Here is a 15,253-nt window from a genome sequence, read left to right as displayed (position 1 = left end):
ATCAGCCGTAAAACTAAATATATCCATCTAACTTATTATATAACAAACAAATATACGAAATTATGGATGATTACGGATATACATATTAAATTTTTACTCTATTTTTTAACCTTTATTTTTTTATTTACTTCTTGTAATTCTTCAAGAGATGATGATTATTTTGATACATTAAATAAGAAAATAAGCAAATCTCTATCTTCTCGAAAAGAAAATCGTGATGTTATTATTAAAAGATTTTATAATGAGGAATTACAAAAATATAATCAAGATAAAAAACAACTTTATCTGGTAAGCAGCAAATACGTAAATGTACTTTACTATTCTGAAATAAAAAATGAACAAGTTCCGCTTGTTTATGAGCTTTTAAAACTTAATAACGGTAAGTATAAGTATGTAGATATTGCCTGTAACTATAATCTTGCAACTCAATTTGAAATTAGTTCTCCCGAATGGTCAATGAGTCATATTAATGAGGCTATAAAATCAAATGAAAAGTTAGGCAATAAATATTATCTCCCTCATTTATACCATTTTAAAGGGAGGCTTCTATATAACAAGGAAGATTATCCAAATGCAATTATTTTCTTTAAGAAAGCATTTAATATTTATGATAAAAAGAAAGATCTGCTTTACATAGCATCCATGTATAATAATTTTGGAATGTGTAATGCTAAAATGGGGAAATTGGATTTGGCTATTAAAGAAACAAATAAAGGAATACAAATATTAACGCAGCAAAAGAAAATAAATAATGAGCAAAAGGTTTTTATATATTATATGAAAGGAGGCCTGGCTCAATATTATTTGGAATTAAAAAAATATGAAATTGCTGAAAAATTATTTCTGGAAAAATGGAAATTCTCATGTAAAAACGGAAATAACAGAATGGCGCTTTTAGCAGCCAGAGATATTTTAAGTATTTATGATATTACCGGCAAAAGAACTGATGAAGCTCAAATTATTGAATCTCTCAAAGTAATTGAACCTAAGTTAAAAATTGTAGATGATAAAATCCTTTTGACTAAACTGATTAAAGATTATTATTTAAGAAATGATAATTTCAAGGATTTTAAAGGTATTTCGATGAAATTGGCGGCATTAAACGAGGAACAAGACATTTTATCTCAAAAAGAACTCAGTAAAACGGTGGATGCCATCGACAGCTATATCATTAAAGAAATTAATAAAGATAAAGAGGATGAAAAGAAAAAAAATATATTGCTGTTTTTTTTCTTAGCCTTTGTAATAGCTGTATTTATTAGTTTTATAATCATTTTAAGATTGAGAAAAAAGAAGAAAGATGAGCTTCTAGAAAAAGAGAAAATAATACTTGAGACATCAAAAGAAATTCTTGAGAAAGATCTTCAATTGCAAAAAGAAAAAGTAAAAAACCTTCACCTCAACCTTAATTTGAGAACAGAAACTAAAAAAGCATTTCTGGAAAATTTAAAAAAGATAAAGAAAACAAAAAACATTGAACCTGAAGAAGTTATAAGAGATCTACAGTTTAAGATAAATAACTTAATACAACTTGATAAAAAAAATAATGAGCTTATTAATGAAAGTTCTTTGGAAAATAAATTATTCATGGAAAAACTTTCTGAAAGATTTCCTATTCTCACCCCTCAGGAATTGAAGCTCTGTGTTTATTTTAAGTTGAATCTATCCGGCAAAGAGATCTCTCTTCTTGAAAGATTTACTGTTGGAAGTATCAGGGTTTATAAAGCTAAGATAAAATCAAAAATAGGATTAAGTAAAGAAGAGAATTTAAATGATTTTTTGAATACCATTTAAAATAAGATATTGATCCAAAATCTCACTATTTTGCATTTAGAAAAATCAGGAATGGCAGTGTTATTAAATTAGTTTATGCGACTTTACGTAAGATATTGCTTCCGATATATTATTTACTCCAATTTTCTCGAAAAGCTTACTTCTATGAAATTTTACGGTATTAGGTGAGACACATAAACGATCTGCTATTTCTTCTATGTTTAATCCTTGTAAACATAATCTAATGATATCCATCTCCCGACCTTTAAGTATGATTTTAGGTTCTCCTGACCATTTTCCGGTAAGAATATTGTATTTCCAATCGATATCAGAAAGAGCAGATGAGACACAAATATTTCCTGCAGTTCTATTGTGAGAGTAAGATACTGCACAAACCAGCTTAATGATATTTCCATTCTCGTCAAACTCAACGGGCGTTAGCGCATGGTTAACCAGCAAATCACAATGGTTACAGTTTTTAATATGAAAGTCAAAAGTTATCGTATATGTTTTTTTTTCTTCAACTGTTAAACATTCAAAAAACTTAAAACCCGAAGTATTTACCGCCTTAAAGACTCCCAAATCTTCTTTTCGAATATACTTTCTATAATAATTATAACCAAGCTCTTCAATTTCATTAGAATTGAGGCCTGCATGCAAAAAAGGGTTTTCTGATAAAAAATTTATTTTTTCATTTTCAATATCTAATATAAAGACGCAGGTGAAACTTGTTCTAGCGATACCTTTCATTATTTCTAGAAACTGTTTAGAAATATTCTCTTGAGCAAAAATAGGGCCTGATTTTTCGATATTAGAAACTAAATCAACGTGGTGATTCATTTTTTTTATGTACAATTATTGTTGAATTCAAAACTATACAAAAGTATAGCAATATTAAATAATTATTAAATTATTTTTACCACGATGTTGCTAATTATATGCTGATAATAAAATAATTACATGTGAAAAGTGACGTAAGCAACTTTCAAAATCGCAATAATTCCCGCTCTTTTTCACGCCTCAAAATTAACCCTTTTCAACATGAAAAGTATATAATTTAACCTAAAATAAATCATTTTATGAACAAAATTTTGCTCTTGGTATTATTTCATTGTTCTTTTGAAATGTATTTTTTGCTATGCGTTTGAAAATCTAAAGAGATAAATCAAAAATAGGAAGTAAAAAACTTTTTACAAGTTCGTGATATCCGTTATTAAAAGAAAACGGCCATTATTATACAAAGGATATTTTCTTTTGAAATTCATTATAAAAAAATTGAGGATCAATCAATGATCATTACCTCCTCAAGATTGGCGGCAACACTTTTTAAAGATAAATATGTCTTTTTATCCATTTTTGCTCCTTTGAAACAGACTGTTTTAATGGTTTTATAATATTTCTTTTTAATAGCAAAACTCGATAGAAATGTTACATTTTTCAAGGTAGCTCCTCTAAAGGTAGTATTTGAGAATATTGTTCCTTCAAACTTAACATTATTAAAACTTTGCCCATCAAAAGAGATTCCACTCACATCGCCTGATTTGAATATAACATTCTCAAAAGTACAATTCCTAAAAATGGATGTCGTCAGTTTTTTAGTTGAAATAATGACATCAGCCAAACGTGTATCGATAAAAGAAAGATGATGCATTTCTGAACTCTTTATTTGAGTTCGTACAAGTTCTGTGTTTTTAAATTTCACACCATTAAGGTCATTAAAATATAACATTGAATCAGTAAGATTGGCTTTTTCAAAGTTTACTTCATTCATTTTATTATTTCTAAAAACAATTCCGGTTAAATCGACTCCCGAGAAGTCAGTTCCAGAAAGATTTTCTCTAAAATATTTTTGCTTTGAAATAATATGGTTTGGCAGATGACGATTCTGAAGTAAATAATCGTCTAGGCTGATTGATTGTACATTATCATTAGATTTCCAAGCTTTGATTATATAACTTAGCTTTCGCCCTCTTCTGCATGGCGTTTTAGTTGCCTCTTTGTATACATCCATACCAATATTTCCTAAAAAGTAATAGGGCTCAATCTTATAAAATTCGGATATTTTCAAAATAATGTCTAAAGAAGGAATATTTTGTCCACATTCCCACTTGCTAATTTTAGAAATGGGCACAGCTAAGAAATCAGCAAGATGAATTTGATTCATTTTATTCTTTTTACGGATGACCGAAAGCCTATTTCCAAGCTCTTCTTTATATTTCCAATCAATAATATCAACCATTTACTTCTGTATTAAATTTAGGTCGTTGAAGTATATAATTTTCTTTGGCTCGACAATGTTGTGGGATGAATAACCTGTATTAGAAGAAGATTTATCTATTAAATAATTAGCAATTACAGCCTTTCTGGTCTCCTATCTTTAGTCTTAAAAATAGCTTTATGAAAATATAAAATCAAACGCTCAAAAATATTTCAACTATTTTCTAATAACGCTATACTTAAGAATAGTTTATTTATCAAAACTCAATAGGTATCCTCAAAAGTTTTAAAGCAAACTTTAAAATAAAAAATAGATAATCAAATCCCCAATAATCTATACTAAAGTATAGTCGAAATCTATTTTCACTGATATATATTCACAAAAAATTATATACATGAAAATAATCTACAATTTTAAACTTTTCAAGAAAAAAAATCTTCCAACCTTTGCATTAGGTCTCTTGGCATTTACAGCCAGCCCAATAAGTTTGAATGCTCAGGTAAATGCCTATTCTTTTAATCAATCATTAGCGACTTATGATGCAATTGGTGGTGGTACAGTCTTAGGAACGGCTACTGCCAATTCGGGTGCTGCAAGTTTATATAATGTATCTTACTCTGCTTCTATGCCGTTTTCGTTTAATTTTAACGGTGAAAATTTTAATAATATAAAAATTTCATCTAATGGGTATATTACTTTCGGAGGAACAGATGACCCTACAGGAAATACGCCTATTAGTGGAGATATGAATTGGAAAGGAGCTGTCTCGGCTTGGGGAAGATCTCTCAACTCGATGTCTGCCATCAATAATACCACGGGGGATATTAGATATGAAACCGTAGGTGTTTCTCCCAATAGAGAGTTTGTAATTCAATGGACAAATTTCAAACCGAGCTATTCAACCAGTACAACCAGTGTTTACGCATTTTCTTTTCAAATACGCCTTCGCGAAACATCTAATACGATTACTACAAAATACAATTCGGGTTCATTTTTGGTAGGAAGTACCACTGTAGCTTCCACTGCTCAGATTGGATTGCGTGGAGCTTCAGATATAGACTATCATAATCGATTAAATTTATCTACCAATTCATTTATAAATTCTACACCCGGAACAGCAAATACCAGCACGCAATATTACAGTACATCCTCTACTGCAGCTTCAGGAATGCCACCAGCTGGATTAACGTATACTTGGTCACCGCCATCGTGCTTTGCTCCCGTTTTAACAACCGGAGACTCCACATCAAATTCAATAACCGCTAATTGGTCAGCACCCGTACCATCACCTAGTAATTATGAGGTTTATTATAGTACAGTAAGTACAGCGCCAACTAGCTCAACGCCTCCTTCCTCAGCTACTATTTCAGGAAATATAGCAACAATTAATTCATTAGCCCCTTCTACTTTATACTATGTATGGGTTAGATCCAATTGTGGAACTGGGGCAGTAAGTAGTTGGTCTACAAAGCCTCTGATGTTAGTAACTAAATGTCAACCCTCACTTTTATTGGGAACTACAGGATCAACTGTTTGTCCTGGTAACAGCGCCGTATTAAATGCAAGTGTTGAGACTGGCGGTACCCTTAATTGGTACGATACATTAGCAGGAGGAAATCTAGTAGCAACAGGAAACTCTTATTCAACACCGCCATTGACTTCAACGACCAATTACTGGGTTTCTACATCGAAACCAAATATTGGTAATGTAGGGTTGCCTACTCCTATATCAACCTCTGGTAATACGGGAGTCGGAATTGGATTGACAATAGATGCCTATAAAAGTCTTACCATTAATACAGTCGATATATATCCTTACACCACTACTGCAGCCAATGCCGGCACAGGAACAGTAACTGTTAACTTGGTTAATTCAACGGGGACAATTTTACATACTAATACTTTCACTGTAAATGTTGCTTATCAAGCTACAGCAGCAACATTAAATACACTTCCTCTAAACTATAGTATACCAGCAGGTTCTGGATATAAACTATTAATAAGTGCAAAATCAACTACGGTTAGCGGCTTTATCAGAGAAAGTACAGCGTCAGCATTTTCGTTTCCATATGTTTTGGGGGATGTTTGCAGTTTAGGAACCACAACTTCTGGATATTATTATTATTTCTACAACCTCAATATCTCAAGCAATTGTGAATCTGAAAGAACTCAAGTTACTGCTACAGTAGATAGTGCTTGCTTAAGTACAGCCGAAACAAAATTGGCTGAAAAATTATCATTATATCCAAATCCTTTCTCAAACATTCTTAATTTTGATAATCCTTCATTAATCAACTCATTACAGATCTTAGATCATTCAGGAAAATTAATTAAAACGATCAACGCTCCAAAATCTTCTTTACAATTAGACGATTTACCTACCGGCGTTTATATTTTTATTTTAGATATGAAAGACGGCACTAAGCAGTCTTCAAAAGTCATTAAAAAATAGTTTTTTTACTAATCCATCCTATTTTAAACTCGTTTCGCAATTGTGAAACGAGTTTTTTTTAAGAAAGATATTTAATCCACCTAGACGATTACGGAGACAATCAAGATCTAATAACAGCAAGCGAAATAGCACTTGAAGTAGCTCTTACTTTTACAGGTATTGGAAATATTACCAAATTAAGGCATTTGTATCATCTGTCATCATTAGGTAGATTAGCTATAAAATTGGCTATGGGCGCGGTAATATCAACAACAAAAACCATACTGATAATGAGATGATTATCTACTGTTAGTACATTTTTAAAATTAACTAGTGGAGTTGCTAAAACAATTTTAGAAGATTATAGTGATAATTGTCAAATGTATATAAGTAATGTAAAAGCTAACATTAATGACATTATTTAGACAAGATTGGACAAAGAAAGAAATTTTAGATAATTTAGCACTTGCTTATACTACGAAAGTTTGTGCTCAAAGTACTAGCCCAACAAATCCAGGAAACCAATATATAGGTGTGATTAGTGATGGTAGAACAGCTGTGATTTGCATTATTGATGGACAAAATGGTATCTATCAGGATTATATAAATATTTTGAAAACAAGTTGGCCTGTAATTTAACAAATAATAAAAATAATAAATAATGAGTATTTTAACAGATTATAAAATAAGTTTTGGAGTTAAAAAAATACATAATACTGATTTTAAATTTTTAAACTCAATTAGTCCAAGTTTAAATGCTATTTTTTTTGAATTTGGAAATGTAATTGATTGCGATGCCTTATTAGAAGTAATCTATCTTAGAGTATCTAACCCTATTCAATCAGAAGATATTTTATATACAACACAAGGTCTACAGATGATAAGAATAGGTTTTTCTCTAACAAGATTATATCATGATGCAGAAGCATATGATACAAACCCCAATACTACACCAGCCTATAACTTACCTACAGCTGATTTTAAAGAAATAGTGAAAGCTTGGAAAAACTTCGTAAGTAATGGTAATTTAGGACTACTGACCTAATTTAAATTTTATAAATAAATTACACCCTATCTTGATGATTAATAGTTTTTTCACAAAATAAAAAGGCGTAAACCCTTTATGATATTAGGTTTACGCCTTGTGACCGCAGAGGTACATTTTTCGAACACTTTTGTAGAAGATTTGAATAAGCTTGCGTCACTACACATCTTATAGATTATGATTTTTATTTTAAAAACCTTGTAATTTTAGATATTTAGAATATTTTTTACAAAATCGATAACACAGCCTTTACAATATCATCATAAACTTGTTTATCATTTTCCCCACTGCGAGCCAAAACTCTGATTCCGGAATAATTAACTACTATTGTGACAATTTTTTTTTACTACCATATCATTGGACAGCATGAAACACTGTGTATAATAATATTCTGAGAGCTATTATAGGCGATATATTAATTTTTTGAACATATCAAAATAATAATCTGTAAAAAAACGTATCGCTACAGACTTTACCTACTTAAATTGTGTGGGTATTGTTGTGCGTTGTCACGGATTGCAAATCTGAGACATCGGGATTTCTCCAAAAGTAGTAAAGCTTTTTATTAATCATTACAAAAAAACTTTCAAAGACATCTTAAAAACTAGGTATTTTAGATTTTTCTTTCAAGAGTTCCGAGGAAAACCAATGAAAAAATTTCCCTATATTGTTTTCTATACCATAGATGAAAACTTGAAAATCATCTTTATTAAAGCGGTTTTCAACACTTCGCAAGACGACCAAAAATACAATGATATATAAAAAGCCAACTCCTAAAAAGTTGGCTTTTGTGTTGTTCTTCTTCTAAATTTCATGAGAAAAAAGAAAAGAGCCGGAAATTAGGAAGTTGACACTAACATAACATCTTCTATTTCCCAATAATTATCATTATTCAATCTTAGTTTAAATACAGCATTTCTACCGTAATAATCTTTTTTTATACGATGGTCAACAAAAACTAATGCTCTTTTTTTTGAAGTATCGAATACAATCTCTGAAAAATAGACAACACCTATCTCACATTCATTTGTATGTTTATCATACTCTGCCAGATCTAGGACTTTTGCGGTACACAAATTAAATTGATTTGCTTTTATAGAACTTCGTATGCTTAAATTTTTAATATCTGGACTATTAGAAAAGTCTTTAAAAGAATCCTTCGTTCTGATTATGCGTCTTAAATAAACCTCGGTATTATCTGTCCCGAAATATGTATTTTTACTTTTAGTAGAATCTATATACAAATTGCGAAATTTTTCAGGATGATTAAAAATTTCGTTGTGCGCTTTTGTCTTCTCTTCGATATATAAATCATCATCGTGAACTCTTAAACTATCAAAATATTTTTTTTCACCTAAATAATCTTCTCTAAAAAAATAAGGTATCAACTGATCTGTTAAATCATTATATAGTTTTACATTAGTATCGGTAGATTGGCTTACACATTTTTTCATTTCCTCCTTACAATTAGTAATTAATAAAGAGGATAATAAAATCATAACTATTTTAGTTTTAAAATTCATATTGTTTAGGGATTTTGGGTTAATAACATGGTCTTACTCGCAAATTATCTTTTGGTTTTTTATAATTATCTAAAATAGATGGCATTTTTTTTGATTTCAAGTCCATGATTTCACGTTGTTGCCTAAAATCTTTTGCAGCATTATTCCTCCTAAATCCATCAAACTTTTCAGTAATTATATCACGATCAGAAGCAGAAAATTGAGTATCTGTTCCAAAATAAATAATTTCCCAATTATCTCCTGCATCAGGTATCGCACCTTTTGATTTAAGACTCATCTTAAAAAGTGGGTTAGCTTCCATGGAAACATTGTCCATTTGATAGTCTGCCCAATGACCACCTTCATGAATTATAATTTCTGCTAAATAATCAATATATTTTTTGATCTCCTTTATTTTTTGAAACCGTATTTACTACGCCAGAATCTATTTTAATAACATTGGGATCATCTTGCTCAAAAAGCCCCCAAAGCATTTAAACTTTCATTCATTATAACAGTGGGTCCATCTTCATCTGTGATCATTTTCAGTATCATTTTATCATCGGCAACAATATATTTTAATGTTCCAAGAAAACCTTAGTAATTTGTAAGAGGTATCATTACTAAAAATTATTAGTTTTTATTTCGAACCTAAATTTACTAAAAAAGATTAATCTGGATTATTCTGGAATCAAAAACAAAAAAAATGGCTCAATTTGGATTAAATTAGAGCCATTTGGGCGTTTGTGACTTCGGAGGGGTTCGAACCCCCAACCCTCGGAGCCGAAATCCGATATTCTATCCAGTTGAACTACGAAGCCGATTTTATATCATTGATAAATGATAATTTATAAGTGATATTGTAATCATTCATCAATTATCATTTACCAATTATTATTTTAAAACGTAATCTTCACACCTCCTACAACCTGCGCACCAAGAACTTTGTAGCCTTTGTACGTTTGGTATTTTGAGCTTAGAAGATTGTTTCCGAGTGCGAAAATACTGAAATTTTTGTGAATTTTATACTCTGCAGACAAGTTTAAATCTGCATAACCACCAACTTTATCATTGGTATCTTCAGTTGACTGGAATATCATAGACGGACTTCCCACGCCTTCAAGCATATACGAATTTGTCGTTCTGTCTGTTGCAAAAATTCCTTTGAAGCCTAAAGACAATTTTTTCTCCAACATCGTATATTTTGCACCGATACTTCCCGTAACCAAAGGAACGTTATAAATATTTTCATAATTTTTTAAATCATACTTTAAAAATCTTACATCAGCATCTACAATTAGGTTTTCTAACGGGAAATATTGCAAGCTACCTTTAATGTCACTTACATTTCCATCATCATAAATTGTAGAGAAAGTATTAGCAAAATCGTAACCTGGTCTGTCTAAAGTAAATTCGTTGGTAAAAAGACTATTGGCTCCGAAGAACATAATGTTTTTCATTTTTCCGAACCCTGCAGAAACATCGTATTTAAAAGTTTCGTCGATATCACCTCTTAAACCTGCATAAAAATGGTATTGCGTTTCTGTAGGTCTCAACATTTGATCTGAAACCAAAAACGGATTTTCCTGTAATAATTCAGCGTAAGTATTTAGTTTTAAACCACCATCTACTCCACCATAGAATTTAAATTCTTTAGAAGCAGCCACCTGAAATTCAGCCTGTGGAAACCAATACGTTTTGTTATTTTTTAATTCTTCTGCTAAAATCAAATTAGAATTTCTTGCATTTAAAAAATTAAATGAAGAACCCAACATTAAATAAGATTCACCTTTAGCAAAGGTTACTTTCGGAGCAATATCTGCATTGAAAAACGTTGAAGAATTTTTGTTTAATAACGCAAAATCTGTTTTTACCGTTTCTAAGCCTAATCCTAAGTCAGCATTCATTACAATTCCGTTATCCGAAAGATTTACAGCATGCTTTGAAAGATTTGCCAAGATGGAAGCCTGATTTTCTTTTGCATCAAAATGATCGCTCAAAAATGATGATTTTACTCTTACATCATTTAAAATTTCATTAGAATAAAAATCATAATAACCATTTACTTTAAACTGATTTACTTTTTGTTGTAAATCGATATCTGCTGAAGGATTTACAGCATAAATTCCATAATAATTATAGTTATTTAAACCATATTCAGCATTTACATTGATTTTTCCTTTTTCACCGTAAGAATTTAAGAAAGCTCCTAAAGCTGCCGAACTTTGCTTAGAATCCCAAGGATACACTTTTTTCAGTCCATTTGTCGATAAAACATGAACATCTGCACCGACTTCCAGCTTATTTTCTAGCGTTGTAGAAATATTAGCATCGGCTAAAATCTTCCCGTAATTCCCCATTCCAATTTGGAAATAGTTATTTTGAGCCGTTCCGTCAAACTTTGGAGTTACATCTTCACCTTGAATGGTAGAAGTTTTAAAATCTGAAACTGCAGGAACATCCGTAATCGTATATTTCACAGGATTTGCCGACTTTTCTTCAGGCGGATAATTTTTCTCTATGGCTACAGAAGTTTTCTTCTTCTCGATTTTCTTTACTTCCGGTTCTCTTTTCTTGTTAAGAATCAGCTTTTCTTCTCTGATCTGGGAAAACGCCACAGACGAGATTCCCAAAAATAATATAGATAGTATTTGAATTTTCTTGTTCATATTTTCTTTATTTGAAAAATAGATGAGAACTTATTTATTTGAAGCGATATAATTGCCCAATAAAACCTTCCCTGTTTGCTTTTTATAAGTTTTACCCAGTCTGAATATATTAAACAGCCAAAGGCTTTGATAAACTTCTAATTTGTATTGATAATTTTTGGCTGTATTGTTTTCAGTAATATCATAACTATATGTTTCTGTATATGGAAAATAAGACGGAAGAAGCCCTACGGTCAACATACTTCCAATCATTGGATTTCCACATGGCGGACTATACGAATGAATGGGATATAGCTTTAATATAGCAGTATTTGTACTGTCTTCAACAATATTATAAATATTTGAATTCTTTAAAATTTCAAATTCAGTCTTTAAATCCTTATTCGCAACAAATACATTTTGCTTAGAAAAATCAGCTTTTACATTTCTATATTCTTTTGCCACATTGTACGAAGGAATACAGCTGCAAAGCAGTCCGGATAATAAAAAAGAATATGTTAAAACTTTAAGTTTCATTTATTTCAACTTACTTTTTAATCTGTTTTTTAACTTCCTTCGCTTCTGCAACAATTTCAGGGAAATCTGCATAGTTTGAGATAATCTGGTCGCAAGTATAACTCGCCTGATAATTATCTTTCAGACCTATATAATTTTTCGCCATCAAAACCAATGCTTTTGCTCCCCAATAATCTTCTGATGCGTAATTGTTGGCAATTTTAAAGATTGTTTCGTTAGAAGATTTATAAGCTTTCGCTTTGTTTTGATAAAATGCTTTTGCATAGAAAGCTTCTGCAGCAACTTCAGTGTTGGATGATTTTTCAAGAACCATATAAGCAGTTTGTGCGTCTTTATCTTTCCCTGAATTCATTAAGCTTCGTGCCTTAATGACTTTTGCTGTTTCAATTACAGCAGCAGAGTTTTTATTGTTGGCAATTACAGCGTTGGCTAATTTTTCAGCTTCTGAGAAATTCTTTTCTTCAGCATACATTTTCATCAACTCAACATTAGCATAATTTTTAACGTTGACATTGGATGAATTTTTAATATTTTCTAAATACTTTTTAGCTTCGGCAGAATTTCCTTGTGCGATGTAAATCTGTGCAACTCGCGTTTGCGCATCATCCTGATAATCGTTCTGAACATTCGCAACTTCCTGAAGAACTAATAATGATTTTGTAGGATTATTGGTCTGGTAATAACTTTCTCCCAACTCGTATTTAGCCTGATAAAGACCTTCTCCTGTAGGATTTTGAGTTAAATATTTCTCGTAATAAGAGATTGCATTTTTGTAATCTTTCCTTGTAAAATACTGTTTTCCAGTCGATAAATTGATTTCATCAATTTCAGAAGCATCAATATTTACGCCTATATTTCTTGCGAAATCTGCGTAACCTGAAACATCCCCATTTTTAGTAAAAATCGGTTTTGCAGCCTGAACAATTTTCTGTGCATAAGCTGTATTTCTATACTGTTCACCCAAAGATCTTAACTCAGACAACGCTTTATCATTTTGATTTTGTTCGATATAATTTTGCGCTCTGTAAATCGATGCATTGGCTACCAAATCTTTATCTGAAGAAGATTTTATAACTTTTCCGAAGAAATCATTAGAATTGGTAAAATCATTTTGAGCGGCATAAGCTGCTCCTATTTCGTATTGTGCATCATCGATATATTCTGAAGCAGGATATTTAGAAATTAAAGATTTTAAGTTGGTGATTTTCGCAGCTTGCTCATCTTTAAATCCTAAAGCCAAGGCTTTTTGATATAAGGTATAGTCTGTTGCGTCTTCGTTTTTATCGTAAATCGCAATCGCACGATCCAAATCGTTGTTGGCGTAATTAATATCTGCTAAACGAAGTTCTGCATCATTTTTAAACTCAGATTTTGGATTTTTAAGATATTGTGTAAAATATTGCTCTGCCTGATCGAATTTTTTAGATTTAAAATAAGCATACCCTAAATCGTAAGAAAGCTGTTGTTTTTCAGGGAATATTTCGTTGGTTAGTTTTTCGTAACGAACAATTGCTGAAGGATAATTACCCTTCTGATAATATACCTGCCCCAACCAATATAAAGCCCTGCTGTGGAATTCTTTGTTTAAATCAAATTCTAAACTTCTGAGGAAATATTTTTCAGCTTCATCGAAATTACCTTTGTTAAACTCTTCCGTTCCCAAAAGATAAGAAACTTCCTGGTCTACTTTATTAATCTCAGAAGTTGAGTTTGGTAATTTGTCAATCGCATTCAGCGTTTCTTTAAAGTTTCCGGAATACAGATAAGATTTCACTAAAAGTGATCTCATTTCTGATGTTTTCGCATCATTATTATTAATGGTAATGTAATCTTGGATAACCGTTGTAGGGCTTTCAAAAGGATTACCGATATCGTAGCTCAGTTTTGCATACTGCTCATGCGCCAGTTTTTTCACACTTTTATCGTAATCCATTTGATAAGACGAACGGAATGCAGAAAGTGCTTCTTGCTTTTTCTCAACCGCCAAATAAGCATTTCCTAATTGATAATAAGCATTCTGAGCCAAAGCCGAATTGCTGTTTAACAACTGATTGTAGTAAGAAACCGCTTCGTCATATTTTTTAAGCTGCGCTGCTACAAATCCCATTTCATACAAATCATTCTCAGAAGGATTCGACTGTACCGCCAAATAATCCTTCAAATGTGGATACGCCGAATTGTAATCGTTCTTCATGAAATAAGATTCACCAATAATCTTGTGAACCTCTGCTTTGTAAGAATTTGAAATACTTTCATTCAACAACGCATTTCCTTCCGAAATTGCTTTGTCGTAATCTTTATCATTATAATACATCTGCACATAATACGGACGCACCAATTTTGAATATTTAGGCTGATCTTTTACCGAATCAAAATACTGAAATGCCTGATCATTCTGTCTTTTAGAATAATACAAATGTCCCAACATATAGGCGATATCGCCTTTTTGAGATTCATCAGCAGTTTTGTAAGCTTCTTCAAGTGCATCAATAGCACCTTTAGAATCGCCCATCATAAATTTAGCATACCCCAATTTCAGAATATACTGTGTATTTTCTTCTTTGGTTAATTGATATTGATTAACCTTCTTTAAAGTTTTTAAAGCTTCCTTAAAATCTTTTTTAGCTAAATAATAATCAGCCAAAGGTAAGTTTGCCTGTGCAAAATAGGCAGAATTCGGGTATTCTTTCATAAAAGCCGTCAAACCGTCTTCCGCATGATTTTTCTGAAGAATAACACCAATTACATTATCAAAAAACTGCGCAGCTTCTTTTTTCGACTGCTCCAGATTCTGATTATAGAAATACTGGCGTGCATATTCGTATTGAGAAGCGTTGTATATTTTTGTTTGATAAAGATTCTGAGCTAAGTTAAACCTATAGTTTTCCTTTTGGGTAAAGTATTGAGACTGTTGTGCTTCGGAAACTCCAAAATAGAAAACAGCAGCCGCTAAAAGTATTTTTTTTGATTTCATTAATATCAAATTTAAAATGGATAGGCCTTCAAAAATAAGACCAAATATTTTAATTTTCAGAAGGTTTTATCCCTGAATTGTCAACGAAAATATCGAAAAGATATTGTATAAACAAGTCTTTTTAC

Annotated in this window: 11 protein-coding genes and 1 tRNA gene; 4 read left to right on the top strand and 8 right to left on the bottom strand. The window is 31.2% G+C overall.

The features are described 5' to 3' along the window. Positions 1–1,794, top strand: a 1,794-nt coding sequence (locus AB671_RS04985) for a tetratricopeptide repeat protein (RefSeq protein WP_228390915.1), incomplete at its 5' end; no start/stop codon positions are given. Between the two features lie 63 nt (positions 1,795–1,857). Here the strand turns inward: AB671_RS04985 and AB671_RS04980 are convergent. After that, entirely contained in the window at positions 1,858–2,613 is a 756-nt protein-coding gene (locus tag AB671_RS04980) for a response regulator transcription factor (protein WP_066677365.1), read from the bottom strand. Positions 2,614–3,055: 442 nt separating this feature from the next. Next, on the bottom strand, positions 3,056–4,012 hold the full coding sequence (locus AB671_RS04975; protein ID WP_066677364.1) for a pentapeptide repeat-containing protein: 957 nt from the start codon (positions 4,010–4,012) through the stop codon (positions 3,056–3,058). 373 nt (positions 4,013–4,385) lie between these two features. Between AB671_RS04975 and AB671_RS04970 the strand changes: the two genes are divergently transcribed. The 3 genes from AB671_RS04970 (at position 4,386) to AB671_RS04960 (ending at position 7,467) form a co-directional block, all read left to right on the top strand. Beyond that, the gene (locus AB671_RS04970; protein ID WP_066677363.1) at positions 4,386–6,443 is read left to right on the top strand and encodes a T9SS type A sorting domain-containing protein; all 2,058 of its coding nucleotides are present in this window, start codon (positions 4,386–4,388) and stop codon (positions 6,441–6,443) included. A gap of 390 nt (positions 6,444–6,833) precedes the next feature. After that, entirely contained in the window at positions 6,834–7,061 is a 228-nt protein-coding gene (locus AB671_RS04965; protein WP_066677362.1) for a hypothetical protein, read from the top strand. A 22-nt stretch (positions 7,062–7,083) separates the two neighbouring features. Continuing rightward, positions 7,084–7,467 carry a hypothetical protein gene (locus tag AB671_RS04960; RefSeq protein ID WP_066677357.1) on the top strand — a complete coding sequence of 128 codons (384 nt, stop codon included), beginning with the start codon at positions 7,084–7,086 and terminating at the stop codon, positions 7,465–7,467. A gap of 839 nt (positions 7,468–8,306) precedes the next feature. Here AB671_RS04960 and AB671_RS04955 read toward each other — a convergent pair. From AB671_RS04955 to AB671_RS04930, 6 genes are all read right to left on the bottom strand, one after another. Next, on the bottom strand, positions 8,307–8,990 hold the full coding sequence (locus AB671_RS04955) for a hypothetical protein (RefSeq protein WP_066677355.1): 684 nt from the start codon (positions 8,988–8,990) through the stop codon (positions 8,307–8,309). Between the two features lie 19 nt (positions 8,991–9,009). Next, positions 9,010–9,291: a hypothetical protein gene (locus AB671_RS04950; protein WP_066677354.1), complete on the bottom strand. Its 282-nt coding sequence runs from the start codon at positions 9,289–9,291 to the stop codon at positions 9,010–9,012. A gap of 425 nt (positions 9,292–9,716) precedes the next feature. Then, positions 9,717–9,790, bottom strand: a tRNA-Arg gene (locus tag AB671_RS04945). Between the two features lie 78 nt (positions 9,791–9,868). After that, a complete protein-coding gene (locus AB671_RS04940; RefSeq protein WP_066677352.1) occupies positions 9,869–11,638 on the bottom strand; it encodes a TonB-dependent receptor in 1,770 nt (589 codons plus the stop codon). Positions 11,639–11,668: 30 nt separating this feature from the next. Beyond that, positions 11,669–12,154, bottom strand: a complete 486-nt coding sequence (locus tag AB671_RS04935; protein WP_157444130.1) for a hypothetical protein — start codon at positions 12,152–12,154, stop codon at positions 11,669–11,671. Between the two features lie 10 nt (positions 12,155–12,164). After that, positions 12,165–15,128 carry a tetratricopeptide repeat protein gene (locus tag AB671_RS04930; protein ID WP_066677346.1) on the bottom strand — a complete coding sequence of 988 codons (2,964 nt, stop codon included), beginning with the start codon at positions 15,126–15,128 and terminating at the stop codon, positions 12,165–12,167. Positions 15,129–15,253: the final 125 nt, after the last annotated feature.

This window comes from Chryseobacterium sp. BGARF1 (assembly GCF_001677955.1).
GTDB lineage: Bacteria > Bacteroidota > Bacteroidia > Flavobacteriales > Weeksellaceae > Chryseobacterium.
This window is presented reverse-complemented; position numbering and strand designations above follow the sequence as displayed.

Bases quoted from the DNA above. Each gene is read 5' to 3' on its own strand.
- AB671_RS04970 (WP_066677363.1), top strand. From the start codon at position 4,386: ATGAAAATAATCTACAATTTTAAACTTTTCAAGAAAAAAAATCTTCCA.
- AB671_RS04930 (WP_066677346.1), bottom strand. From the start codon at position 15,128: ATGAAATCAAAAAAAATACTTTTAGCGGCTGCTGTTTTCTATTTTGGA.
- AB671_RS04965 (WP_066677362.1), top strand. From the start codon at position 6,834: ATGACATTATTTAGACAAGATTGGACAAAGAAAGAAATTTTAGATAAT.
- AB671_RS04960 (WP_066677357.1), top strand. From the start codon at position 7,084: ATGAGTATTTTAACAGATTATAAAATAAGTTTTGGAGTTAAAAAAATA.
- AB671_RS04980 (WP_066677365.1), bottom strand. From the start codon at position 2,613: ATGAATCACCACGTTGATTTAGTTTCTAATATCGAAAAATCAGGCCCT.
- AB671_RS04940 (WP_066677352.1), bottom strand. From the start codon at position 11,638: ATGAACAAGAAAATTCAAATACTATCTATATTATTTTTGGGAATCTCG.
- AB671_RS04955 (WP_066677355.1), bottom strand. From the start codon at position 8,990: ATGAATTTTAAAACTAAAATAGTTATGATTTTATTATCCTCTTTATTA.
- AB671_RS04975 (WP_066677364.1), bottom strand. From the start codon at position 4,012: ATGGTTGATATTATTGATTGGAAATATAAAGAAGAGCTTGGAAATAGG.
- AB671_RS04935 (WP_157444130.1), bottom strand. From the start codon at position 12,154: ATGAAACTTAAAGTTTTAACATATTCTTTTTTATTATCCGGACTGCTT.
- AB671_RS04950 (WP_066677354.1), bottom strand. From the start codon at position 9,291: ATGGAAGCTAACCCACTTTTTAAGATGAGTCTTAAATCAAAAGGTGCG.